Annotated in this window: 23 protein-coding genes and 2 tRNA genes; 8 read left to right on the forward strand and 17 right to left on the reverse strand. The window is 68.9% G+C overall.

Features of this window, described 5'->3' with window-relative positions; translation table 11 throughout:
* Positions 1-32: 32 nt before the first annotated feature.
* On the reverse strand, positions 33-608 hold the full coding sequence (locus ACFXJ8_RS32815; RefSeq protein ID WP_379647870.1) for a pyridoxamine 5'-phosphate oxidase family protein: 576 nt from the start codon (positions 606-608) through the stop codon (positions 33-35).
* 18 nt (positions 609-626) lie between these two features.
* Positions 627-1,625, reverse strand: coding sequence for a TolB family protein (locus ACFXJ8_RS32820; protein WP_379647871.1), 999 nt, complete (start codon positions 1,623-1,625; stop codon positions 627-629).
* Positions 1,626-1,690: 65 nt separating this feature from the next.
* Between ACFXJ8_RS32820 and ACFXJ8_RS32825 the strand changes: the two genes are divergently transcribed.
* Entirely contained in the window at positions 1,691-3,178 is a 1,488-nt protein-coding gene (locus ACFXJ8_RS32825) for a hypothetical protein (protein WP_379647872.1), read from the forward strand.
* A 39-nt stretch (positions 3,179-3,217) separates the two neighbouring features.
* On the opposite strand, the gene ACFXJ8_RS32830 is transcribed toward ACFXJ8_RS32825, so the two are convergent.
* From ACFXJ8_RS32830 to ACFXJ8_RS32865, 8 genes are all read right to left on the reverse strand, one after another.
* On the reverse strand, positions 3,218-3,646 hold the full coding sequence (locus ACFXJ8_RS32830; protein ID WP_379647873.1) for a MaoC family dehydratase: 429 nt from the start codon (positions 3,644-3,646) through the stop codon (positions 3,218-3,220).
* Position 3,647: 1 nt separating this feature from the next.
* Positions 3,648-4,097, reverse strand: coding sequence for a MaoC family dehydratase N-terminal domain-containing protein (locus ACFXJ8_RS32835; protein ID WP_379647874.1), 450 nt, complete (start codon positions 4,095-4,097; stop codon positions 3,648-3,650).
* A gap of 237 nt (positions 4,098-4,334) precedes the next feature.
* On the reverse strand, positions 4,335-4,499 hold the full coding sequence (gene rpmG / locus ACFXJ8_RS32840; RefSeq protein ID WP_101786011.1) for a 50S ribosomal protein L33: 165 nt from the start codon (positions 4,497-4,499) through the stop codon (positions 4,335-4,337).
* A gap of 70 nt (positions 4,500-4,569) precedes the next feature.
* A tRNA-Met gene (locus ACFXJ8_RS32845) sits at positions 4,570-4,643 on the reverse strand.
* A gap of 179 nt (positions 4,644-4,822) precedes the next feature.
* Positions 4,823-4,895: transfer RNA gene (locus ACFXJ8_RS32850), tRNA-Thr, on the reverse strand.
* Between the two features lie 51 nt (positions 4,896-4,946).
* Positions 4,947-5,147: a transposase gene (locus tag ACFXJ8_RS32855; protein ID WP_379647875.1), complete on the reverse strand. Its 201-nt coding sequence runs from the start codon at positions 5,145-5,147 to the stop codon at positions 4,947-4,949.
* A gap of 73 nt (positions 5,148-5,220) precedes the next feature.
* Positions 5,221-5,664: a C40 family peptidase gene (locus tag ACFXJ8_RS32860; RefSeq protein ID WP_379647876.1), complete on the reverse strand. Its 444-nt coding sequence runs from the start codon at positions 5,662-5,664 to the stop codon at positions 5,221-5,223.
* A 29-nt stretch (positions 5,665-5,693) separates the two neighbouring features.
* A complete protein-coding gene (locus tag ACFXJ8_RS32865; RefSeq protein WP_379647877.1) occupies positions 5,694-6,707 on the reverse strand; it encodes a GH25 family lysozyme in 1,014 nt (337 codons plus the stop codon).
* A gap of 91 nt (positions 6,708-6,798) precedes the next feature.
* Between ACFXJ8_RS32865 and ACFXJ8_RS32870 the strand changes: the two genes are divergently transcribed.
* The gene (locus ACFXJ8_RS32870) at positions 6,799-7,338 is read left to right on the forward strand and encodes a GNAT family N-acetyltransferase (RefSeq protein WP_379647878.1); all 540 of its coding nucleotides are present in this window, start codon (positions 6,799-6,801) and stop codon (positions 7,336-7,338) included.
* A 4-nt stretch (positions 7,339-7,342) separates the two neighbouring features.
* Positions 7,343-7,855, forward strand: coding sequence for a GNAT family N-acetyltransferase (locus ACFXJ8_RS32875; protein WP_379647879.1), 513 nt, complete (start codon positions 7,343-7,345; stop codon positions 7,853-7,855).
* Positions 7,856-7,864: 9 nt separating this feature from the next.
* On the opposite strand, the gene ACFXJ8_RS32880 is transcribed toward ACFXJ8_RS32875, so the two are convergent.
* Positions 7,865-8,389 (reverse strand): GNAT family N-acetyltransferase, encoded by a 525-nt coding sequence (locus ACFXJ8_RS32880; protein ID WP_379647880.1) that lies wholly within the window; start codon positions 8,387-8,389, stop codon positions 7,865-7,867.
* A gap of 58 nt (positions 8,390-8,447) precedes the next feature.
* A complete protein-coding gene (locus ACFXJ8_RS32885; RefSeq protein WP_379647881.1) occupies positions 8,448-9,272 on the reverse strand; it encodes a hypothetical protein in 825 nt (274 codons plus the stop codon).
* 105 nt (positions 9,273-9,377) lie between these two features.
* Here ACFXJ8_RS32885 and ACFXJ8_RS32890 point away from each other — a divergent pair, with 105 nt between their 5' ends.
* Positions 9,378-10,808: a S41 family peptidase gene (locus ACFXJ8_RS32890; protein ID WP_379647882.1), complete on the forward strand. Its 1,431-nt coding sequence runs from the start codon at positions 9,378-9,380 to the stop codon at positions 10,806-10,808.
* A 269-nt stretch (positions 10,809-11,077) separates the two neighbouring features.
* The gene (locus ACFXJ8_RS32895) at positions 11,078-11,662 is read left to right on the forward strand and encodes a class I SAM-dependent methyltransferase (protein WP_379647883.1); all 585 of its coding nucleotides are present in this window, start codon (positions 11,078-11,080) and stop codon (positions 11,660-11,662) included.
* A 15-nt stretch (positions 11,663-11,677) separates the two neighbouring features.
* Here the strand turns inward: ACFXJ8_RS32895 and ACFXJ8_RS32900 are convergent, their stop codons facing one another.
* The 4 genes from ACFXJ8_RS32900 to ACFXJ8_RS32915 form a co-directional block, all read right to left on the reverse strand.
* Positions 11,678-13,465, reverse strand: coding sequence for an APC family permease (locus ACFXJ8_RS32900; RefSeq protein WP_379647884.1), 1,788 nt, complete (start codon positions 13,463-13,465; stop codon positions 11,678-11,680).
* 250 nt (positions 13,466-13,715) lie between these two features.
* Complete coding sequence (locus ACFXJ8_RS32905) at positions 13,716-14,447, reverse strand: MerR family transcriptional regulator (RefSeq protein ID WP_379647885.1); 732 nt, start codon at positions 14,445-14,447, stop codon at positions 13,716-13,718.
* Positions 14,448-14,474: 27 nt separating this feature from the next.
* Positions 14,475-15,899, reverse strand: coding sequence for a serine hydrolase domain-containing protein (locus ACFXJ8_RS32910; protein ID WP_379647886.1), 1,425 nt, complete (start codon positions 15,897-15,899; stop codon positions 14,475-14,477).
* Positions 15,900-16,063: 164 nt separating this feature from the next.
* Positions 16,064-17,053, reverse strand: coding sequence for an ArsR/SmtB family transcription factor (locus tag ACFXJ8_RS32915; RefSeq protein WP_379647887.1), 990 nt, complete (start codon positions 17,051-17,053; stop codon positions 16,064-16,066).
* A 65-nt stretch (positions 17,054-17,118) separates the two neighbouring features.
* Between ACFXJ8_RS32915 and ACFXJ8_RS32920 the strand changes: the two genes are divergently transcribed.
* Positions 17,119-18,375, forward strand: a complete 1,257-nt coding sequence (locus ACFXJ8_RS32920) for an MFS transporter (RefSeq protein ID WP_379647888.1) — start codon at positions 17,119-17,121, stop codon at positions 18,373-18,375.
* Here the strand turns inward: ACFXJ8_RS32920 and ACFXJ8_RS32925 are convergent.
* Positions 18,372-18,773: a hypothetical protein gene (locus ACFXJ8_RS32925; RefSeq protein WP_379647889.1), complete on the reverse strand. Its 402-nt coding sequence runs from the start codon at positions 18,771-18,773 to the stop codon at positions 18,372-18,374. The two genes, ACFXJ8_RS32920 and ACFXJ8_RS32925, sit on opposite strands and share 4 nt — an antisense overlap.
* Before the next feature lie 125 nt (positions 18,774-18,898).
* Between ACFXJ8_RS32925 and ACFXJ8_RS32930 the strand changes: the two genes are divergently transcribed.
* The gene (locus ACFXJ8_RS32930; RefSeq protein ID WP_379647890.1) at positions 18,899-19,306 is read left to right on the forward strand and encodes a hypothetical protein; all 408 of its coding nucleotides are present in this window, start codon (positions 18,899-18,901) and stop codon (positions 19,304-19,306) included.
* Positions 19,307-19,362: 56 nt separating this feature from the next.
* A complete protein-coding gene (locus ACFXJ8_RS32935; protein WP_379647891.1) occupies positions 19,363-20,463 on the forward strand; it encodes a serine hydrolase domain-containing protein in 1,101 nt (366 codons plus the stop codon).
* The last annotated feature ends 297 nt before the right edge of the window (positions 20,464-20,760 follow it).

Below are 20,760 nucleotides of genomic sequence, written 5' to 3' on the forward strand. Positions count from 1 at the left end.
TACAACTCCGTTGAGGGGCCCGAGGTTGGAATTCACGAGTGAGTGGAGACGGGATCCGTTTCCGCGGGCTCCAGTGCGGGGAGGCCGTCGATGCTCTCCCGGTTGTTCTTCGCGCGGTAGGCGCGCTTCTGGATCACGTCCTTGCGCTCCGACCACTGGTCCAGCAGCGCACGGTCGTCCTCGAAAGCCATGAAGGGTACGGCGTAGCCGCACGAGTCCGAGATCCGGTCACAGCTGACCACGATGATCGACCGCACGCCGGGATGCGGCCCGAAGCGCGTGAGCAGGTCGGGGAACTCCGGGTCGGTGTGCGTGACGACGCGGCCGGTGCCGTACAGACGAAGGATCTTGGGAGGGCCCTGGAACGCGCAGAACATCACCGTGACGCGGCCGTTCTCGCGCAGGTGGGCGATGGTCTCGACGCCGCTGCCGTCGAGGTCGAGGTAGGCGACGGTGAGGTCGTCAAGGACGCTGAAGGTGTCGGCGTAACCCTTGGGTGAGACGTTGACGTGCCCGCCGGATTCCGGAGCCGTGGCCACGAAATAGACCGGCTGCGTGGAAATGAACTCACGCAGCCGATCTGTCAGTCTTTCGTAGATTTTCCCCATAAATCACGATAACTGTGATCAGTCGCCGGGCAACCACCAGGTCCAGATGCCGGACTTGATGCGGAACGAGTCGCGCACGGCGGTCGCTCCCGTCCCGGTGTTGAGCGATCGCTTGACGGCCTGGTTGGTGTTGCCCTCGGCGTCCGACTTGAGCGTCCAGAGCGTGGCCTCGCCCGAGGCGCTCCACACCAGCCTGGTCGGCGACTCGCCGGTGGGCAGACGCAGGGTGACCGCGTCGGAGACCCCGTCGGTCGACAGGTCGTAGGTGCGCAGCCGCGTCTTGCCGTTCGTCTGCGGGCTGACGATCACCAGACCGACCGTGACACCGTCGTCGGCCAGCGCGATCGGCGCGTTGTTGGCCACGACCTGCGGCACGACCTTGCTCCGCACCTCGGCGCCCGACTCGTCGTAGACGGCCATCTCCGTGGTGTTGTCGTCGGTGCCACGCGTGGTCAGCAGGTGCGAGCCGTCGGGGCTGAAGCCCTGGACGGTCTCGTTGCCCGGGATCCGGTGGACGGCGCCGGTCGCGAGGTCGACCAGCAGCGAGGGGAGCTTGGAGTCGTCGTCGTAGTAGTCGACGACGACGCGGCGGCCGTCGGGCGAGAAGGTGGGGTCGACGTTCACCATGCCGACACTCTTGGGCGCCACCGCGGCCTTGCCCGGCAGGGCCTTGACCGAGCCCGACGCGATGTCACGGACGACGAGCTTGCGGTCGCTCGCGCGGAAGTAGCCGACGAACCGACCGTCTCCGCTGATCGAGATCGGCGCGCTCGACTCCTTATCGATCTTTCCGCCCGCCGCCGTGGGATACACGACCGCGTCCTTGAGGACGACGTCCTTGCCGCCGCCGAGCGCCAGATGCCACGGGCCGCACGGGATCGTGTAGTCCTTCTTGGCGCAGGAGCCGACCCACCCGTACCTGACCTCGTTCTTCCCCGCCGCCTGGGCGGGCGTGACCATCAGTGCCGAGGCGGCGGTGGCCACCGCGAGCAGCGCGAACCCGCGCAACCGGTTCATCCTTCGTCCTCTCGTCACAGAGGTAGATGCGGCAGGTCGGCCAAAGGTTGCGTAACAATCAGGCCATGGTCGTTCAGAACGGATTACGCCTGCGCCTGACCCAGGCGGAACGAAGGCTGTGGCGGGCCTTCCACTCGGGCACGCAGGTTCAGCTGGGGGACAATCCGGTCGGCATCGGCCGTACCGCGGGAGAGAACGCGCCCGCCGACGGCGCGACGTGGGGTCCCGAGCGCACGGTCAGAGCGCAGGTGATCGTGGCGCTGCTGCTGGGCGCGCGCGAGCCGGGGGTGGGGGCGGTGCCAGCGGTACGGCTGCGCGGCGCGCGGATCACCGGACGGCTGGAGCTGCGCGGCGGCACCGTGGACTACGAGCTGGCGCTGAGCGGCTGCTACCTCGACGAGGCGCCCGACTTCGGGGGAAGTGTCACCAGGACGATGCGCTTCACCGACTGCCACATGCCGGGCTTCAACGGCGGCGGCACGCGCGTCGCCGGACACCTCAGCCTGTCGGGGGCGCACGTCACCGGCACCGTACGGCTGGCCCGCGCGACGTTCGAGAACGGCCTGTGGATGGGCGGCACCAAGATCGACGGAGGGATCCACACCGGCGCCCTCACCGTCGACGCGGGCTACTACCTGGAGAACGCCGAGATCACCGGCGGCCTCAGGCTGGTCGGCGCGCGGCTGAACGGCGGGCTGTTCCTGAACGGCGCGACGCTGCGCAACCCCGGCGCCGACGCACTGACCGGCGACAGCATGGTCGTCGAGGACGTCATGCAGTGCGGCGACGGCTTCACCGCGCTGGGCTGCGTCAGGCTGCGCGGCGCCCGCGTCAACGGCAACCTGTCGATCAGCGGCGTCCTGCGCAGCCCCGACACCACCTACGCGCTGCACGCCGGCCACCTCGAGGCGCGCGAGGTCTACCTGAGGTACGCCGAACCGGTCGAAGGCGTCGTCAGCCTCGCCCACTCCCGCATCGGCACGCTGAACGACGACCCCGCGACCTGGCCGGCCAAGTTGCGGCTGAACGGCCTCGTCTACGAGAACCTGCGGGGCGGCGGGGTCGACCGCCGGGTCGAGTGGGTCGAGCGTGAGCCGTACGGGTTCCTGCCGCAGCCGTACGAGCAGCTGGCCGCCTGGTACCTGCGCACCGGCAACGACACGCTCGCCCGCCGTACCCTGCTCGCCAAACAGCGCGCCCGCCGCCGCACATTCAGCGCCGGCGGGCGGCTGTGGGGCCGCCTGCTCGACCTCACCGTCGGGTACGGCTACCGCCCGTGGCTGGCCGCGCTGTGGTTCGGGCTGCTGCTGGTGGTGGGGACCGTGGTGTACGGCCTGGTGCCGCCCAGGGCGTTGAAGCCGGCCGAGAGCCCGGCGTTCGAGTCGTTCGCCTACACCTTCGACCTGCTGCTGCCGATCCCCACCTTCGGGCAGCGCGAGCTGTTCGACCCCGCGGGATGGACGCAGGGGCTGGCCTACGTGCTGATCGCCTCCGGCTGGATCCTGGCGACGGCGCTGATCGCGGGCGCCACCCGGGTGCTGCGTCCCTCGTGACTCCTCGGGCCTCGTGGCTCGTGCCCCGGGCCTCGCTCCTCAGGCGAGCTGGACGACCGCCCTGGCCTTGGACAGCACGCGCGCGTCCGTGGCCTTGGCGGTCAGGCCGATGACCACCCGGTTGTCGTCCAGCTTCTCCTCCACGACCCCGCTGACGGTGATCGTCGCGCCCGTGTCGTCGTCGGGGACGACGACCATCGAGGAGAAGCGCACCCCGTAGTCGACGACCGCGCCGGGGTCGCCCGCCCAGTCGGTGACGAACCGGCCGGCCTGCGCCATGGTGAACATGCCGTGCGCGATGACGTCGGGCAGGCCGACCGTCCTGGCGAAGCGCTCGTTCCAGTGGATCGGGTTGAAATCGCCCGACGCACCCGCGTACATCACCAGGTTGACGCGGCGCACCTGGTAGTCGGCGGGCGCGAGCTCCTGGCCGACCTCGACCTCGTCGTACTTCACCGTGGCCGTCATCTCAGCCCGCCCCTCCGCGCTCGACGATCGTGTTGTAGGTGGTGCAGACCGGCTCGCCCGCGACCGTCGTGACGTCGCTCCTGATCGTCAGCAGCTCGTTACGGCCGGCGCTGCGGATCTCGGTGATCGTCGAGGTGGTGACGAGCTCGTCGCCGGGGTAGATCGGGCGGGTGTACTCGAAGCGCTGCTCGCCGTGGACCACCATGGCGTAGTTGAGACCGAGGTCGGGGTCGGCGAGCGCGTCGCCGCCGCTCTGCAGGCTGAACACGATGGGGAAGGTCGGCGGGGCGACCACGTCGGGATGTCCGGCGGCCTGCGCGGCCTCCTTGTCCCGGTAGATGGGATTGTTGTCACCGATAGCCGCGGCGAACTCCTTGATCTTCACCCGGCTGACCTCGTACGAGGTGGTGGACTTGTAGGTCCGTCCCACGAAATCACGGTTCAAGGCCATCAGTGCCCGTGCTCCTTAGGTGCGTTCTGGGCTGTTGAGCCGACGGTAACAGAACAACATTCGGCTGTCGCTGGTGGATGTCTCCGGGAACGACGAAAGGCGCCCTCGATAGAGGACGCCGTTCGTTTCGTTCGTTCACGTCAGGAGCGCCGGGCGATGAACCCGGCGGCCGTCTGCCGTGCCGTACACCTGGGCTTGGTGGGCTGGACTCCCAGAACCCACCGCCGACGCGCGGACCTAGCGGGTCTCGCGGTGCGCCCGGTGGGTGCGGCAGTTGGGGCAGTACTTCTTCAGCTCAAGCCGATCCGGGTCGTTGCGCCGGTTCTTCCGCGTGATGTAGTTGCGGTGCTTGCACTCCTGGCAGGCCAGCGTGATCTTCGGCCTAACGTCGGTGGCAGCCACGTGGGAGTGCCTTTCTACGTTTGGGACTGGGACACACCCGTGCCCGAGCGTTGCACTCGGGTTTGGGTAGTAGCGGAGGCCGGACTTGAACCGGCGACACAACGATTATGAGCCGTTTGCTCTGCCTGACTGAGCTACTCCGCCTTGCTGCCGGTCGAAACTCCCGGCCAGTGAAGGATACCCGACCCTCGGAGTAGTCACGAACATGCCACGACTTCACCGGGTCAGGTGAGGTGCTTCCCAGTATGCCTCAGGAACCCCCCGCACCTGAAATCCATACAAGAAACGCCCGACCTCAAGGAGAATCGGGCGCTCACGCTGAGAGCCCCCAAACGGAATCGAACCGTTGACCTTCTCCTTACCATGGAGACGCTCTGCCGACTGAGCTATAGGGGCCTGTCCGCGCTGCCTTCCGGCGCTGCGGACAGGTGTAACCATACACGGCACTCAGCGATGACGCGAACTCGTTCGCCCGGCGAACTCGATCACTTCGCACAGATCCGCGAGATCCACATGCATGGCCACGGCCTCGACCGAGAAGCAGTCGGCCACGAGCCAGCCGTTCCTGCGGACGCGGAGAACCTGCTGCCCCGCGCGCGTCGCGGGAACGACCTCCAGCCCTTCCGGGCCCACCCAGCGCCTGTCCATAGCGGCACAGAGTAGCCCTCAGGTCTCTCATTTTTCGGTAGTGGCCACGCGTTACACCCATACCAAGTCGGTTTCAGAGGCGGTAGTAGCCGACCAGTTCCTTGCGCCGGCCCACGTCGTCGACGCGCACCACCGCCCCCGTCTCCGGCGCGTTCATCATCCGCCCGCCGCCCAGATAGATCCCCACGTGCTTGGTCCTCGGCCTGCCGAAGAACACCAGGTCTCCGGGCTGGGGGTCGTCGACCTTGCGCATCCTGCGCAGGTGCTCGTCGGTGTTGCCAGGCCCGAGCACGTCGTGTCCGTACGCCCTGGCGTACACCGCCCGCGTCAGCCCCGAGCAGTCCAGCCCTCGCGTCCGCTTGGCAGGGCAGGGCTTGATCTTGCCGGTGTAGCCCTGGCACGTTCCAGTCGACGGCCCGGGCTCCTCCTTGTGCCCGCCGCCCCAGGAGTAGGGAATCCCCTGGTAGAGGTAGGCCAGCAGGACGATGCGCGGCATGGCGAGCTGGCGGAGCGGCATCGAGGCCGGCACCGCCAGGAGGAGGACGGCTAACGCGCCGAGAGCGAGAGCTTGGCCGAGCCGACCGTGACGTTGACCCCGACCGTGCCCCTGGCTTTCGAGGGCTTGGTCGCGATGGTGATCCGCAACGAGTGTCCCGGATTGACCTTGGGGATGAGGCATCGCACCGCCGTACCGCTGAACGAGCAGCCGGGGCCCGCCTTGACCACCTTCTGCCCGCCGAACGTGCGGCCCGCGAGCCGGACGTCGGTGACAGGGTGGACACCGGTGTTCTTCAGCGTGATCGTGTAGAGCTTCCTACTCTTGGCGGCACCGGTCACCGTCACCTCGGCGGGCGGGTTGGCCAGCGCCTTGAGCTGTGACTCCGTGCCGTTGAACGAGTTCTGGCCGCCGACGAGGGGGCCTTTGTCGGCCGACTGCCAGAAGGAGTGCTTCTTCCATCCCGAGGGGAGTTCGCCGGGCTCAGCGCCCCAGCGGGCCAGCCAGAGCGGATTCTTCGCGAACTTCTTGGAATCGCCCGTGCACGTCTTCCACCAGCTCGTGGTGGTGTAGATGATCGCGTGGCGCTTGGTGCGCTCGCGGTATCGCCTGGTGAAGTCGCCGATCCAGGTGACCATGTCCTCGGGGGACAGGTCGTAGCAGTTGTTCTTGCCGTTCTTGTCCTTGTACGGGTTGTCCTCGACGTCGAGCACGCCGGGCAGGGTCTGGCCGTCCGAGGTCCAGGCGCCGCCGTTGTCGACGAAGAAGTCCGCCTGGGCGGCGCCGTCCGTCTCGTGCGGCTGGGCGAAGTGGTAGGCGCCCCTGATCAGCCCGGCCGCCGCGGCTCCGCCGTACTGACCCTCGAAGCGCGGGTTGCGGTAGTCGACACCCTCGCTGGCCTGCACGAACGCGAACCTGCCGCCGCCGTCGCGCACCTTGGCCCAGTCGATGTCGCCGGTCCAGTTGCTCACGTCCACTCCCTGCACCCCGTCCGCCGCGTGGGCCGTTGCGGGGGCTAAGAGTCCGGCCACCGAGATCGCGGCCACCAGCGTCAGGCGTCTCACGTGCGTCCTTCCAGGGGGGACAAGAGACGATGATCCTCTCTAAATCTGACAGAATGCCGCAACCGTTTCCCGATGAACGTGGTGTGGTCCTATGAATTCGCTCGTCGTTCCGCGGCTGGGCGCGGGCGAGCGGTTCGCGCTGCGTCCGTGGGAGCTGGGCGACGTCGATGCGGTCCGCGAGGCGTCGATGGACCCCTACATTCCGCTAATCACGAGCGTGCCGTCGCCGTACACGGAGGAGGAGGGCGCGGCCTTCGTCCGGCGGCAGTGGGACAGGGCGGCCACGGGGACCGGCTACTCCTTCGCGATCGCGGGCCTGGCGGCGGGTCGCGCGGTCGGCCAGATCGGCCTGTGGCCGGGCGCCCACGGCCGGGCCACGGTGGGCTACTGGGTCGCGGCATCGGCCCGCGGCCAGGGCGTCGCGGTCGCGGCGCTGGCGGCGGTCTCGGCGTGGGGGCTGGCCGAACTCCGGATCCCTCGGCTCGAACTGCATGTCGAGCCATGGAACGTGGGCTCGTGGAAGGCCGCCGAGCGAGCGGGGTTCGCGCGCGAGGGGCTGCTGAGGAGCTGGCAGGAGATCGGCGGCGAGCGGCGGGACATGTACGTCTACTCGAAGCTGGCCCTAACCTGAACCGATGGCGACGCTGATCGATCCGACGTCGTTCGTGGCCGCGATCGCGGAATGGAACGCGGATCGTGACTTCCCGCTTCCGTGGTTCGTCACCGACGTCGATCCCGGGGCGCTGAGCCTCCCGTCGGCCTTTGACGCCTATGTCGCGCGCCTGCTGAGCGAGCGCGAGGAGACGACCATCAGACCCGCCGGATTCGTGCCGATGACGACGCTGTGGTGGGCCGAGGGTGACCGCCTGCTGGGCAGGCTGGCCATCCGCCACCGCCTCACTCCGGCGCTGGAGAGGGCCGGCGGTCACATCGGCTATGACGTACGGCCCAGCGCGCGCCGCCAGGGGCACGCCACCGCGATGCTCGCCGCCGCGCTGCCGATCGCCAACGCGCTGGGCATCGATGAGGCGCTGCTGACGTGCGACGACACCAACACGGCTTCCCGGCGGGTGATCGAGGCGAACGGTGGCCGGTTCGTCGGCATGGCCGGGCCGAAGCGCCGCTACCTGGTGCCGACGCGTGGCTGACAGGAGGGCTCAGCGGCTGGGCAGCGACGGGTGCGGGTCACCGTCGTTGATGATGGCCCACCGTTCGTGGTCGCGCCAGGCGCCGTCGATGAACAGGATCTTCGGCGAGAAGCCCTCGTAGCGGAACCCGAGGCGCTCCACCAGCTTCAGGGACGCGTGGTTGTCGGGCTGGATCTGGGCCTCCAGCCGGTGCAGCCGCAACTCCTCGAACGCGTAACGCAGCACCAGGCCGAGCCCCTCGGTCATGTACCCCTGCCCGGCCGAGGGGGCGAACGCCGCGTAGCCGAGGGAGGCGCCCTGCATGCGCCCGCGGACGATGGTGTTGATGTTGACCGTTCCCGCGATGGCGCCGGTCTCCCGTACGCAGACCAGCAGGCCCTGAGACGACTCCGGGTCGGTGAACCGTTCGAGGTAGGTCTTGAACGCCTGCGGCGTGGCGGGCAGGGACATCCACGGATGGTGCAGATCTGCGCTGGCAAGGACGAGTTCGATGAACTCGTCCTGGTCGTGCTCGGCGATCGGACGCAAGGTCACGCGAGACAAGCGGCCCCCCTCACTGCGCGCGGCTCCGGCAAGGATAGCCGGGAGATCGTCACCCCGCCTGCGCCGGCGAGAGCCCTCTGAACGAGCGCCGAGCCAAGCCCAGGCTGCGGAACAGGTGGTGGGCGGCCTCCCGTACGGCGGGCTTCCTGACCTGGTGCACGAACGTCTCCGGCGAGGTCCCGCACAGCCTGCGCAGCTCCGGCGACCGGGCCAGCAGGCGGGCGATCAGGGGAGCCTGCGCGTCGAGCCGCATCGGCTCGCCCTCCCCGTCGACGAGGCATCCGTGCCTGCCCTCGTAGATGTGTGCCAGGGGGACCTCCACGCCGGAGGCGAGCGTGACGGGATGGGTCCGCGCGGGCAGGACGCGCCGGTGGTAGTTCGGCTCGGTCCTGTCCAGCGCCGCCACCTGGGCATCGTCGACCCACAGCACGAACAGCCGCGACTCGGTGGGGACTGCGATCGGTGCGGCGGGCACGTAGCCGTTGCGGTTGACGTGAGCCGAGACTCCGGGCGCGATGCCCCGCACGGTGGCCAGCGTCATCGGGACGACCGGACGCAGACCGCTGTTGACGAACTTGCGGTACAGCTGGCTCGGGGCCGCGTTGGAGCCCACCGCCACGACCGCGTGACGTGCCGACATGGGCGCCGCGCCGAGCGCGGCCAGCTGGTCGCCGAGCCGTACGGCATGCCCGTCGGCCTCGACGTGCCAGTCGTCGGCAGGCGCGCCGGGCACCGCGGTCAGCGGGAGGAAACCGTCGTCCTGCAGGAGCCCCGACGTCTGGGGAAGGCGGCCGGGGTAGGTCAGCGGCGCGGACATCGGGTCGTCGGTGAAGAGGTCGGTGGGTGTGGCGTTGCCGGAGAGCGCCTGGGTCATGAAGCATCCAGTGGATAGACAAGAGCGTGCCCGGCCGGAGCGTGACACGCCCTTGAAGGATACGGGATGCTGCAAAAGGCTCCCTTTACTCGCTAGATTGCGATCATGGCATTTCCGGACTTCGGGGTTGAAACCATCCCCGTGGTGCTTCCCGTCGCCGATCCGACCCTGAGTGGCGATTCGGCGTTGCTCCGGGCGGAGAAGGCGGAGTGGGAGGCGGTGTTCCGCGCCTCGGTCGAGTTCCGCGAGCCCGGGCCGGTCGGCGGACCGCGCTGGGAGCTGGTCGTCGAGCCGGACCACGACGGCCCCGCCGTACTCGACTGGGACCCGCGTGAGCGGGTGCTGACCTCGCGGGCCGCGGACGCGGACGGCGTGATGCGCAGCCTGCAACTGGTTCACACGATGGCCCGCACCCGCTCCCTCCGCGAGGTGGACGTGCCGTGCGGGAGTGTCCAGGAGGCGGTCGACCGGACGGTCGCCGAGGTGGGCGCCACCTTCCCCGGCTTCGAGCTGCGCGGGCTCGACTGGCCGGAGCTCTGCCGGGAGTACGCCGTCGTGGAGGCGCCTGACCCGCTGGCGGCCGCCCAACGCTGGCTGGCTCGCCTCCAGGACGCGCACACCAAAATAGACTCGGCCGTCCGGCCGATCCCGTTGCCGTACGTGGTCTCCGTCCGTGACGGCGAGGCGCGGTTCGTCCGGGTTCCGGAGGGCACACCCGCCCACGAGGCAGGGGTACGGCCCGGCCGGCGCATCAGCGCGATCAACGGGGCGAGCGGGCCGGAGCTGACCCGGCTGATCGACGACTGCCATGCAAGGACCGCGGCTCCCCGGCACATGCGCAGCCTCCTCGCCGGACGCCGCCTCCTCGCCGTCCATGAAGCCACGAGCATGGCGGTCGACGGGGCGGAGTGGATCGAGGACGGTCAGAGCGATCCCGTCGAGTTGATCGAATGGCGGCGGCTGGGGTCTGACACCGGCTATGTACGGCTCAAGATCTGGCAAGGCGAGGTGGCTCAGGGCTTCGACGCGGCCCTGTCCGAGCTGAGCGGTTGCGATCGCCTGGTCCTCGACCTGCGGGGCAACGTCGGCGGCAGCCTCATGCTGGCCACCGCCGCCCGCGACCGGTTCCTTCGCGAAACCACCCATCTCGGCTGGAGCCGGTTCAGCGACGGTGTGGGCGGACTCGGGCCCAGGGTCGCCGTCCACGGCGAGCCCTCATCGGAGCGTCGCTGGGCGGGGCGGCTCGTCGTCCTCACCGACGCGCTGACCTACTCGGCCAGCGAGGACTTCCTACTCGGCCTGCAGGGCCTGGAGCACGTCACGGTGATCGGAAGCCCGAGTGGAGGCGGCAGCGGACGCGCCCGCTCGCTGCGCCTGCTCCCGGACTGGGTACTGACGGTCAGTACGGCGCTGACCTACGACAGGACCGGTCACTGTGTCGAGAACAACGGCATACCTGTGGACGTTCCGGTCCGCTCGGACGGACCCGCCCACACGCCGGACGATCCGGCGATCCGGGCAGCCCTCACCTCCTGAGTCCCGCAACTACGGAACGAGGGCGAGCCAGCCGGTTGTTCAATCGGACATCGACGACCTCCTCGTAGTGCCGCGCCGGCTGCAAGCCGTTGAGCCGGTCTCAAGAAGGCGTATGGATTGCCGACTCGCGCGTCAGGGTCGCGTGGGGATTTCCGATTGCTCCCGCGGTATCGGCCGATAGTGGGAATGCCGTTTCGGGAGGAGTCGTAGCAGTGCTTACTCATGGACCCAGCACCCAACAAGACAGCCGCCGCCTACTGGGCCGTGGGATGGAGCAGTTCCACCACCCGCGCCCGGTCCGCATCGGGAGCAGGCCGACGCCGCAGCGGGAGCGGCTGCTCGGCGGACTGACCGGCCGGGTCCTGGAGATCGGCGCGGGTGACGGGGTGAAGATCACCTGCTATCCAGCGGACGTGGAGGAAATCGTCCTGGTCGAGGGCGATCCCTTCCTGCGGGCGGCCGCACAGCTGGCTGCCGACCTGGTCACGACTCCGGTGCGGGTCCTGGACGGCGGGCTCACCCGGCTGCCGGTTCCCGACGCCTCCTGCGACGCGGTCGTCAGCTCGCTGGTCCTCTGCTGTTCCCCGTCGGCGATCGCGACCCTGCAGGAGGTGCGTCGCGTCCTACGGCCGGGAGGTGAGCTGCGGTTCTATGAGCATCAGCGACCGGGCAACCAGGTGATCGCGGTGTGCGAGAACCTGGTCTCCCCGCTGTGGTCACGAGCGCTTGGGGGCTGCCATCCAGCCCGTGACACCTTGGCCGCGATCCAGCATGCCGGTTTCGCGGTCCACGGAGTGGAGCGGTTCGCGTTCCGCCGCGTCAGCCATGTCCTGGGTACGGCTCGGCCGCGCTGACGCGGGGCCATCCAGTCACGACACCCGGAAACGCATGCGGCAGACCACTGCCTCGGTGCGCCGGCGCAGTGCTCTGGCCAGCACCGCGCCGCGCTGGTTCTGCAGCACCCGCTGCCACGCGTGCTCCGGCTCGACCTCGGCGATCAGCACGAACACGTGCGCCTCCGGCGCCTGGGCCAGGTAGTCGACCAGCGGTTCGTCCAGCCGCCTGCGAGCGTCGTAGAGCTGCACCAGCTTCACTCCGGGGTTCCACCGCTCCCAGTCGTCCATGAGGGCGTCCGCCTGTCTCCCGTCCTCGGAATGCGTGATGTTGACGGCCACCACCCGATCCCCCAGCGACAGCGCAGCGGCCAGTGCGTCGCGGGTCAGCCGGGTGACGGCGTGCACGGGCACCACGACGAGCGAGCGACGCGGCCTGGGTGGCGCCGGGGTGGCGCCGAGTTCGAGCCGCCTGCCGATGCGCACGTAGCTCCGGTGCACCCACTCCATGCCTGCCACCATGAGAGGCAACGCGACCACGATCAGCCAACCGCCCTCCGTGAATTTCGAGGCGGTCACGACGACTGCGGCCACCCCCGTCAGGAAGGCGCCGAAGCCGTTCAGCGCGACCCGCCACTGCCAGCCGGCCGGCCGGTCCTTCAGCCAGTGCCTGACCATGCCGGCCTGCGACAGGGTGAAGCCGACGAACACCCCGATCGCGAACAGCGGCACCAGCATGTTCATGTCGCCACGCGCGATGACGATCAGAACGCCGCTGGTGATGGTCAGGAACGCGATGCCGTAGCGGTGCACCTGCCGGTCGGCGCGCAGGGCGAACAGGTGCGGCAGGTTGTTGTCCGTTGCCAGGAGTTGTGCCAGCACCGGCAGCCCGCCGAAGGAGGTGTTGGCGGCCAGAGCCAGCAGCACCACGGTCGAGAACTGCACCAGATAGAACAGCCATCCGTCACCCAGCGCCGCCTGCGTCACCTGGGCCAGCACCGTCACACCGTCGAGAGGGACGATGGCGAACTTCTCGATCAGCGCGGCGATGCCGATCAGCATGACCGCCAACAGCCCGCCCAGCGCCACCTCCGCCTGCTGGGCCCGCCGTACCCGCGGCTGCTTGAAGGACGGCACCGCGTTGGCGATGGCCTCCACCCCGGTCAGCGAGGCGCAGCCGTTGGCGAAGGCCTTGAGCAGCAGCAGCACGCCAACCGTCTGCAGGCTCTGCGCCTGGTGCTGCACATCCATCGCCGGCTCGCTTCTGACGAGCCCGACGATGACCACGAGCAGAATCGCGCCTACGTAGATCACGGTCGGCACGATGAACGCGTGCGCGCTGCGCGCGATGCCCTTGAGGTTGATCGCCGTGACGAGCCCCAGCACGCCCAGGCAGATCCACACCGTGTACGGCAGCAGCGCGGGAAAGGCCGAGGTGAGCGCGGCAGTCCCGGCCGCGACGGAGACCGCCACATTGAGCACGTAGTCGATCACCAGCGAGGCGCCGGCGACCAGGCTGGCCCGCCGGCCCAGGTACGTCTTGGCCACGCCGTACGCGCCGCCGCCCTCGGGGAAGGCGGCGATGACCTGCCGGTAGGAGAACGTCAGCACAGCCAGCAGCGCCGCGATGGTCAGGGTGACCGGGATGGTGAACCCGAGCCCCGCCCCACCGGCCAGCGCCAGGACGAGCACGATGGCCTCGGGCCCATACGCCACAGAGGCCATCGCGTCCAGCGACAACGCCGCCAGCCCACCGACGACCGACAATCGATGTCTGTCACCGGTATCGACAGGCTCCTCGGGTCTGGTCTCTACAACAGTCATGAGCAAGCTCCTCGCATGGGGGATGACGTGCTCATGGTGCTCCCGGCTGCGCGACCACCTGTCCTGCCTATACGCGCTTTTAACGCCAAACACGGACATAACAACGTGCTGTGTACGGCGGGCCTGATTTCTACCGCCACTCCCTGCACGCTCTGATGAGCGACACCCGAGAGACGAGGCTCAGCCGCGTATGCCCTGGGTCTGCTGGGGTCGCTGGCCTCCTGCAGCGTCCCTGGCCACTGACTTCATTTCACGGCGGGGCCTGGCTGTTCATGAGCTGGGCGAGGCGGTCCCATGCCGGAGACGAGGCTCCGGGCTGGGATCGCTTGGCCAGCCGGGCGATAGCCGCGTTCTGGACGGGGTCGGTCTCGGATCGGCCGGGGTGTTCGGTGAACCACTTCCGCGTACGGTCCGCGAGGCCGGGCAGGCGGGGGTCGTCCGGCGACCAGTCGTAGGCGGCGTCATGGTCGAGATAGAGGGCACGGAACTCGGGAACGGCCATGAGCTCGCGCTTCTCGGCGATCCACAGCGAGGCGTCCTCGGGCGAGGCCGTCTGCATGAGGATCCAGCCGTCACGTTCCACGCGGATCGCCCGCTCGCTGACGCCGTACTCGCGCAGGTCGTCGAGAAAGCCGGCGACCTCGGGGGAGACGAAGAGCCGGTCGCCGCCGCGCAGCTGGGCGAGCTGGTCGCGGGTTCGTCCCAGCTGCGCGATGCGGTCCTCAAGCTCCTGATCGATCTCGGCGATGGCCGCCGTGAACGTCTCCGGCTCGGCGTCGAGGAGGCCCCTGATGCGGGCCAGCGGCACACCCGCGTGCGCCAGGGTCCTGATCTTCACGAGCTTGATGGCGTGCTCGGCGGTGTAGCGCCGGTAGCCGGACGAGTCGCGGTCGGGCTCGGTGAGCAGACCGCGCTCGTGATAGTGGCGGACGGCCTTGATGGTCACTCCGGCGTAGTCCGCGAGCTGGCCAATCGTGAGCATGCAGGACATCCTGTCACGCGGAACTGGTCACGCCCGGCGGGTCAGGCGGCCGCCGCCGTTGCGGAAGCGGGCCTGGCCGTCGCGGACGTCGTGGAAGGAGACGAGCAGCAGCCGCAGGTACCCGTCGAACGCCTCCAGCGGGTAGCCGGCCGGCGCGAAGAGGCCAGGCCGGATCGGCACGTAGCGCTGCGGCGGGGCGGAGGTCGTGCCGCCGGCGAACTCGGTGAAGATGCGCTCCTGCGATTCGTCCGCCGGTTCGTAGGTCGTCCGCTCCTCGAGCTGGCCGTCGACGATGCTGACGTCGACGCGGAGCTGGTTGGAGCGGTAGGTGCCCACGTAGGGGGTGAGGTCGACGTCCTGCTCGAATTCGGTGACCAGCTTGGGGATCTGGACGCCGAGATGCTCGCTCAGCAGCCACTGCAGGAGCTGGTCCTGCAGCATGATCGCCCCCGGGTTGTTGCCATAGGCGGTGAAGACCAGGTCGTGCTCGGGGAGCACGCACAGGAGGGAGACCCCGCCGGGCGAGGCGCCCGACATGGCCAGGACGGTCGTGTCGCCGAACGGGTACAGCACCCAGCCCAGGCCGATCGGCGGGGTGTTGGGGCTGTCCATGTCGTAGGAGACCTGCTGCATCAGGGCGGTCGACTCGGCCGACAGGACGCGCGTGCCGGAAGGCGACACCCCGCCCGCGAGGTGGGTACGCCCGAAGGCGAGCAGGTCGGCGATGGTGCCGATCGGCGTGCCGCCGGCCGGGCCCCAGGTGTCGGGGAGCGTGAACATGTTCGTGGGCTTGGGCGCCATGGTCTCCAGGTCCACGAAGTGGCCGACCGCCGTGCTGCGCAGAATGGCCTGCTCGGCGGAGGTGCTGGAGTCCTTCATGCCGACCGGGGCGTAGATCTCGCGCGCCAGCAGGTCGTGGAAGGGCAGGCCGGTCACCACTTCCAGCAGACGGCCGGCGATGATCATGCCGCCGTTGGAGTAGCTGAGCTGCTCGCCGGGCTCGAACAGGGTGCCGCAGTTGCTCGCGAGGCCCTTGACGTAGGCATTCAGGGCGTCACGGCCCTTGTCATCGGGGAAGTACAGGTCCGCGTCGATGCCGTTGGTGTGCCCGATCAGGTGCCGGACCAGGATCTTGTCCGCGGCGCCCGGCACAGTCAGCGCGAAGTCGGGAAGGTACTTCACGACCGGCGAGTCGAGGTCCAGCAGCCCGCGGTCAACCTGCTGGAGGACCAGCGTGGTGGTCAGGACCTTGGTGACGGAACCGAACAGGAAGCCGGTGTCCTGGAGCATCGGCGCGCCGGTGGCGACGTTCGCGACGCCGTGGGTGACGATGATCTGCTCGCCGGCGTGGTAGACCCCGGTGACGAACCCGGGAACGCCGTTGGCCTCGCAGTAGGCCGCGACCTGCTCGCGGATGGGGGTTTCAATGGTGTGCAGCGCGTTGTTGGTCATGAAGCTATCGTCGAAGGTTGACCTAGGGGCAGGGTCAAGCCTGGCGGGGAAGGAAATCTGCGCTGCCGGGTCTTCGCTGATCCGCGGCCCGCGCGGTGTGGCTTTGGGCCGCCGGTTGGCGCGCATGCGTGCGTTGATCGATCAGCCCGCAGTCGCAGGAGGCACTAGGTAGTTCTCCCGCTCAGGGACACCCCGAGTGCAGTCGTCATATACAGGACGTTGCGCCCGGATCGCTCGCGCGCGACCAGCCCGCTCTCACGCAGCACGCCAAGGTGCTGCGACACCGCGCTGGGTGTGACGCCGAGCGCACGAGCCAGGTCCGTCGTCGTTGCGGGGGAGCGCAGGGCCTCCAGCAGTTCGGCCCGCGCCCGACCGAGCAACCGGACCGCGCTATCCGCGGGCGCCTGCTTCCCCGCTGTCCACAACGCCCCGACGCCCCGTGCCGGATATCGCAACGTAGTCTGCGTGGATGTGCTCTTCTTGATCAGCACGTAGGGCGAGCCGAGAACGACGGGGATGAGGACCAGCCCGCCCGGACCGCGATTCACGACGCGCTCGGTCCGCCAGCGTACTTCCTTCAATATCAGCCGACCGTCGCACCATCGCAGATCAGGGTGCAGGTCGGTGAACAACTTCTCGGCACCGCCTGCGGCCAACTGCTTGGCGCGATAGATGACGTCCGCATCGAGTACGGCCCGCATGCGTGACCAGTGCGGCGCGATGAGCCGATCGTGTGCCGCACGCAGTTCCGCGGCGATCGCACGCAGGCCGGCCGCCGGCTGCGCGGCGAGCGCGGCGACGGCGTCAGGGAGTTCTTCGCCGAACACGCGCCGGAGGCTGGCCCGTACCTGAGGAGCAGTCGTCCTTTGCAACGCTGCCAGGTCGTCCTCGATGGATGCCGCTGCGCCGAGCGGGGCGGGAACGAGGAACTCCGGCCAGCTCGGTCGGCCGCTCACGAGCAGCGGCAAGGTACGTGAGAGATCGAGTGGATGCCTGGCGAGCTCGTCCGCCGCCCACCGCAGCCACCGCAGGTTGATCGGGTGCCGATCGATATCACCCAGCTGCTGCAGGCTGGACACTGTCTCGGACAGCGGCGAGATCGCGAATCGCGTCGCCGCCAGCTCGGCCACTCCGAGATCGATCGTCAAAGCCATGGATCCACTATGTAGCGATGGCCTCAATACTGTCGTGACGGTGCCCGGCGCCGGAGGATCCCGGCATGAAACGGGAGCTGACGCAGACCGACGCCGGGCCGCGCTTGTCTGCGGCCTACTGGCGGCTGTGGTGGTCGACGGGTATCAACAGCATCGGTGATGGGGCGTTCGCCGCGGTTGTTCCGCTGCTGGCCGTCACGGTCACGCGCGACCCCCGGCTCGTGTCGGTCGTATCGGCGGCGACGTACCTGCCCTGGTTGCTGCTGTCTCTCCCCGCGGGCGCGCTCGTCGACCGGCACGACCGTGTCGGCCTCATGTGGCGTACGCAGGCGATCCAGGCAGTGATCGTCAGCGTCATCGCAGTCCTTGCCGCGTTCGGCCAGATCGGCATCCCGGCGCTCGCGATCATGGCCTTCGGACTGGGGGCGTGCGCGGTCGTCTTCGCCAATGCCGCGCAGGCGGTGTTGCCGGACATCGTCGCGAAACCACTGCTGCACAAGGCGAACGGCTACCAGCAGACGATCACCACGATCGGCCTGCAGTTCGCAGGACCACCGCTCGGCAGCCTGCTCTTCGTGGTCGCCGTGGCGCTGCCGTTCGGGATGGACGCCGCCTCGTTCGCCCTCTCCGCCGCACTGCTGGCGACACTACCCAGGCGTACGCGCCGGCAGGTCGAGCACCCATCGATGCGTACGGCGATCGCGGACGGCCTGCGCTGGCTGGCGCGTCACCGGCTGCTACGCACCCTCGCAGTCCTTCTCGGAGTCAACACCTTCTGCTGGCAACTCGGTAACGTCACACTCGTCCTGCTGGCGACTCAGACACTGCGCCTGGACGCGCCCGGCTACGGCCTGCTGCTTGCCGGCGCCGCGATCGGCAGCCTGCTCGGCGGCCTGGTCAGTGCGCGCGTCGTCAAGAGGGTGGGCGCACTTCCCGCGCTGCTCACCGCGCTCGCCACGAACGTCGTCATCTTCGTCGGTATCGGGCTGAGTCCGAACGCGATGGTGCTCGGCGTCCTGCTGGCCATCAATGGCTTCGTCATCACGCTCTGGAGCATCGTGACCGTCAGTATCCGGCAGCAGATCGTGCCGTCCGAGATGCTCGGCCGGGTGAACAGCATCTACAGGATGCTCGGCTGGGGACTGATCCCGCTCGGGGCGCTGGCCGGCGGACTGGTGGCGCACGCGTTCGGGTTGCGCGCCCCCTATCCCGTTGCGGGGGTGCTCCGAGGGATCGCCTTGCTGGCCGCCATGCCCGTACTGATCCGTGCCCTGCGTGACCGCTGGGGCGGCGGGGATGCGCACCCCCCCGACCGTCTCTAAACCGTCGGCTTGGTCACGTCCTCAACCAGTTGCTGCGCCAGCTCCTCGTCCCGCTGAGCGTCTGGCGCGATCGTCAGCCGCAACAGTTTGGGATGGTCCTGCAGTCCGACGGCGAGAGTCTGTCCGTCCCGGCTCCACGTCCGGACCGTCGCGGCCGTCGCCTCCGCACCGAACCGCCAGAACCAGCCCAGGTCCCCCGGATGCAGCTGTATCGACGCCCCGTCGTACTGCCACTCCCGCAGCACGCCCACGACCTCGCTCAGCTCGTCGACTCCCGTCTCACCCAGCACAATCGCCATGCCCTCGATCTCCCCCTCGGCGCCGCCGTACTGACTCTGCTCCTGCTGCGCGGGCGCAAGGTGGGCGCACACCGCCGGCGTGCCACAGACCCTCGTCACCGCCTCCAGGCACCGTGTCAGCGGCCGTGTCAGCCCGGCAACGACCCCGTATCAGGGCGGTTGGCAATGCTCTGAGCACAAGCAAGACCGACTCCCGACACAGACTCCCGAAGGAGCACACCACCATGTCGATCACCCTCACCGACCAGGACAAGGCCACCCTGCGCACCGCCGCCTACGGCGCCGTCTCGCTGATGGCCGCCGCCGATGTCGCCGGCTCGCCCCACAAGGCCGCCACTCAGGGCTCCATCGCTCTGTCCTCCGCGACCGGCCTGGTCGGGCACGTCCTCGCCGCGAAGAGCAAGGACATCGACCTGTACGGCAAGTCGGTGGCCGAGCTCGCCGACCAGGTGCTGCCGGCCCTGACCGCATCCATGAACCTGCTCAACAAGCAGGACCCGGCCGAGGCCGGCAACTTCCGCGACACCGTCATCGTCGCCATCGAGGCAGCCGCCCGGATTCACCAGGGCGAGCCCAGCCCCACCCTGGCCGACATGATCCGCAAGATCACCGCCGCCCTCGACGCCGCCTGACGGCACGCCGGCATCCGCCCGTTCAACCGAAGTATCAGATTCGAAGGAGCACCACCATGACCACGACCGACCAGGCTCGCCCGGAGCTGCAGAAGGCCATCCAGGAGTTCGTCGATTCCGGTCTGGCCGCCGGGGTGCAGCTGCGCGTGAACGACGAGCAGGGCGAGTGGGTCGGCAGCGCCGGGGTGCGCGAGCTGGGCCAGAGCGCCAAGCCGGCGACGAACGGACTGTTCCGGATCGGCAGCACCACCAAGACCTTCACCGCGACCCTGGTGCTGCAACTGGTGGCCGAGGGCAAGATCGAGCTGGACGCCCCGGTGGACGACCACCTGCCCGAGTTCGGGCTGGACCGGCGGATCACCGCGCGGATGCTGCTGCAGCACACCAGCGGATTGTTCAACTTCACCGGCGAGTACTACCCCGACGGGACGTTCGCGCCGGGAATCCCCGGACTGGGCAAGGAGTGGGTGGTGGACAACCAGTTCCACACCTACCAGCCGGAGGAACTGGTACGGCTGGCGCTGTCCAAGCCGCCGCGGTTCGAGCCGGGGACCGGCTGGAGCTACTCCAACACCAACTACGTGCTGGCCAGACTCCTGGTCGAGAAGGTCACCGGCCGCGCGTACGCGGAGGAGATGCAGGCGCGGATCCTGCGCCCGCTCGGCCTGTCGGGCACGGTGGTGCCGGACGCCTCGCCGGACATCCCCGAACCGCATGCCCACGGCTACTACCGCTACCAGGACGGCGAGGAGTGGAAGACGGTCGACACCACCCGTTTCAACCCCTCCTGGATCTCCGCCGCCGGTGACATGATCTCGACCACCGAGGATCTCCACACGTTCTTCTCCGCGCTGAACTCCGGCAGGCTCCTGCCGGCCCCGCTGCTGGCCGAGATGCGCAAGCCCGACCCCACGATCGGCTACGGCCTGGGGGTGTTCGTGGAGGACACCGATGGTGGCGGCACCCTCTTCCATCACAACGGCGGCTTCTGGGGCTGGGCGGCGCTGATGTACAGCACGCCCGACGGCAGCAGGACCATGACCGCCTCGGTGACCACCGGGGAAGCCGAGCTCGACATGGTCGCCATGTCCGAGGCGTTCGAGATGGTGAAGCAGAAGCTCGTCAAGGCGGTGTTCCGCGACGAGCAGACCGGCTGACGAGGCCGAGCCGGCTCAGTAGACGGGCTGGCCACCCCGGCCTGGGCCTTAGCCTCCTGCGTTCCCTGTCACATCGCTGGAACGACGCGTAGGCAAAGCCACGAAGGGAACCAGGAACATGACCACCATCACCCGCACAACCATGAGGAAGATCGTTGCCGGGCTGTTCGTCTCGCTGGACGGCGTCGTGGAATCGCCCGAGACGTGGCACTTCCCCTACATGAACGAGGAGATGGGCGCAGCGGTCATGGCTATCCAGGCCGAGGCGGACACGCTGCTGCTGGGCAGGGCCACCTA

The organism is Nonomuraea sp. NPDC059194, assembly GCF_042754765.1.
Classification (GTDB): Bacteria; Actinomycetota; Actinomycetes; order Streptosporangiales; family Streptosporangiaceae; genus Nonomuraea.

Excerpts from the sequence above, each read along its gene's own strand:
- ACFXJ8_RS32815 (WP_379647870.1), bottom strand. The coding sequence starts at position 608 with ATGGGGAAAATCTACGAAAGACTGACAGATCGGCTGCGTGAGTTCATT.
- ACFXJ8_RS32820 (WP_379647871.1), bottom strand. The coding sequence starts at position 1,625 with ATGAACCGGTTGCGCGGGTTCGCGCTGCTCGCGGTGGCCACCGCCGCC.
- ACFXJ8_RS32825 (WP_379647872.1), top strand. The coding sequence starts at position 1,691 with ATGGTCGTTCAGAACGGATTACGCCTGCGCCTGACCCAGGCGGAACGA.
- ACFXJ8_RS32830 (WP_379647873.1), bottom strand. The coding sequence starts at position 3,646 with ATGACGGCCACGGTGAAGTACGACGAGGTCGAGGTCGGCCAGGAGCTC.
- ACFXJ8_RS32835 (WP_379647874.1), bottom strand. The coding sequence starts at position 4,097 with ATGGCCTTGAACCGTGATTTCGTGGGACGGACCTACAAGTCCACCACC.
- ACFXJ8_RS32855 (WP_379647875.1), bottom strand. The coding sequence starts at position 5,147 with ATGGACAGGCGCTGGGTGGGCCCGGAAGGGCTGGAGGTCGTTCCCGCG.
- ACFXJ8_RS32860 (WP_379647876.1), bottom strand. The coding sequence starts at position 5,664 with ATGCCGCTCCGCCAGCTCGCCATGCCGCGCATCGTCCTGCTGGCCTAC.
- ACFXJ8_RS32870 (WP_379647878.1), top strand. The coding sequence starts at position 6,799 with ATGAATTCGCTCGTCGTTCCGCGGCTGGGCGCGGGCGAGCGGTTCGCG.
- ACFXJ8_RS32875 (WP_379647879.1), top strand. The coding sequence starts at position 7,343 with ATGGCGACGCTGATCGATCCGACGTCGTTCGTGGCCGCGATCGCGGAA.
- ACFXJ8_RS32885 (WP_379647881.1), bottom strand. The coding sequence starts at position 9,272 with ATGACCCAGGCGCTCTCCGGCAACGCCACACCCACCGACCTCTTCACC.
- ACFXJ8_RS32890 (WP_379647882.1), top strand. The coding sequence starts at position 9,378 with ATGGCATTTCCGGACTTCGGGGTTGAAACCATCCCCGTGGTGCTTCCC.
- ACFXJ8_RS32895 (WP_379647883.1), top strand. The coding sequence starts at position 11,078 with ATGGAGCAGTTCCACCACCCGCGCCCGGTCCGCATCGGGAGCAGGCCG.
- ACFXJ8_RS32900 (WP_379647884.1), bottom strand. The coding sequence starts at position 13,465 with ATGACTGTTGTAGAGACCAGACCCGAGGAGCCTGTCGATACCGGTGAC.
- ACFXJ8_RS32905 (WP_379647885.1), bottom strand. The coding sequence starts at position 14,447 with ATGCTCACGATTGGCCAGCTCGCGGACTACGCCGGAGTGACCATCAAG.
- ACFXJ8_RS32910 (WP_379647886.1), bottom strand. The coding sequence starts at position 15,899 with ATGACCAACAACGCGCTGCACACCATTGAAACCCCCATCCGCGAGCAG.
- ACFXJ8_RS32915 (WP_379647887.1), bottom strand. The coding sequence starts at position 17,053 with ATGGCTTTGACGATCGATCTCGGAGTGGCCGAGCTGGCGGCGACGCGA.
- ACFXJ8_RS32920 (WP_379647888.1), top strand. The coding sequence starts at position 17,119 with ATGAAACGGGAGCTGACGCAGACCGACGCCGGGCCGCGCTTGTCTGCG.
- ACFXJ8_RS32930 (WP_379647890.1), top strand. The coding sequence starts at position 18,899 with ATGTCGATCACCCTCACCGACCAGGACAAGGCCACCCTGCGCACCGCC.
- ACFXJ8_RS32935 (WP_379647891.1), top strand. The coding sequence starts at position 19,363 with ATGACCACGACCGACCAGGCTCGCCCGGAGCTGCAGAAGGCCATCCAG.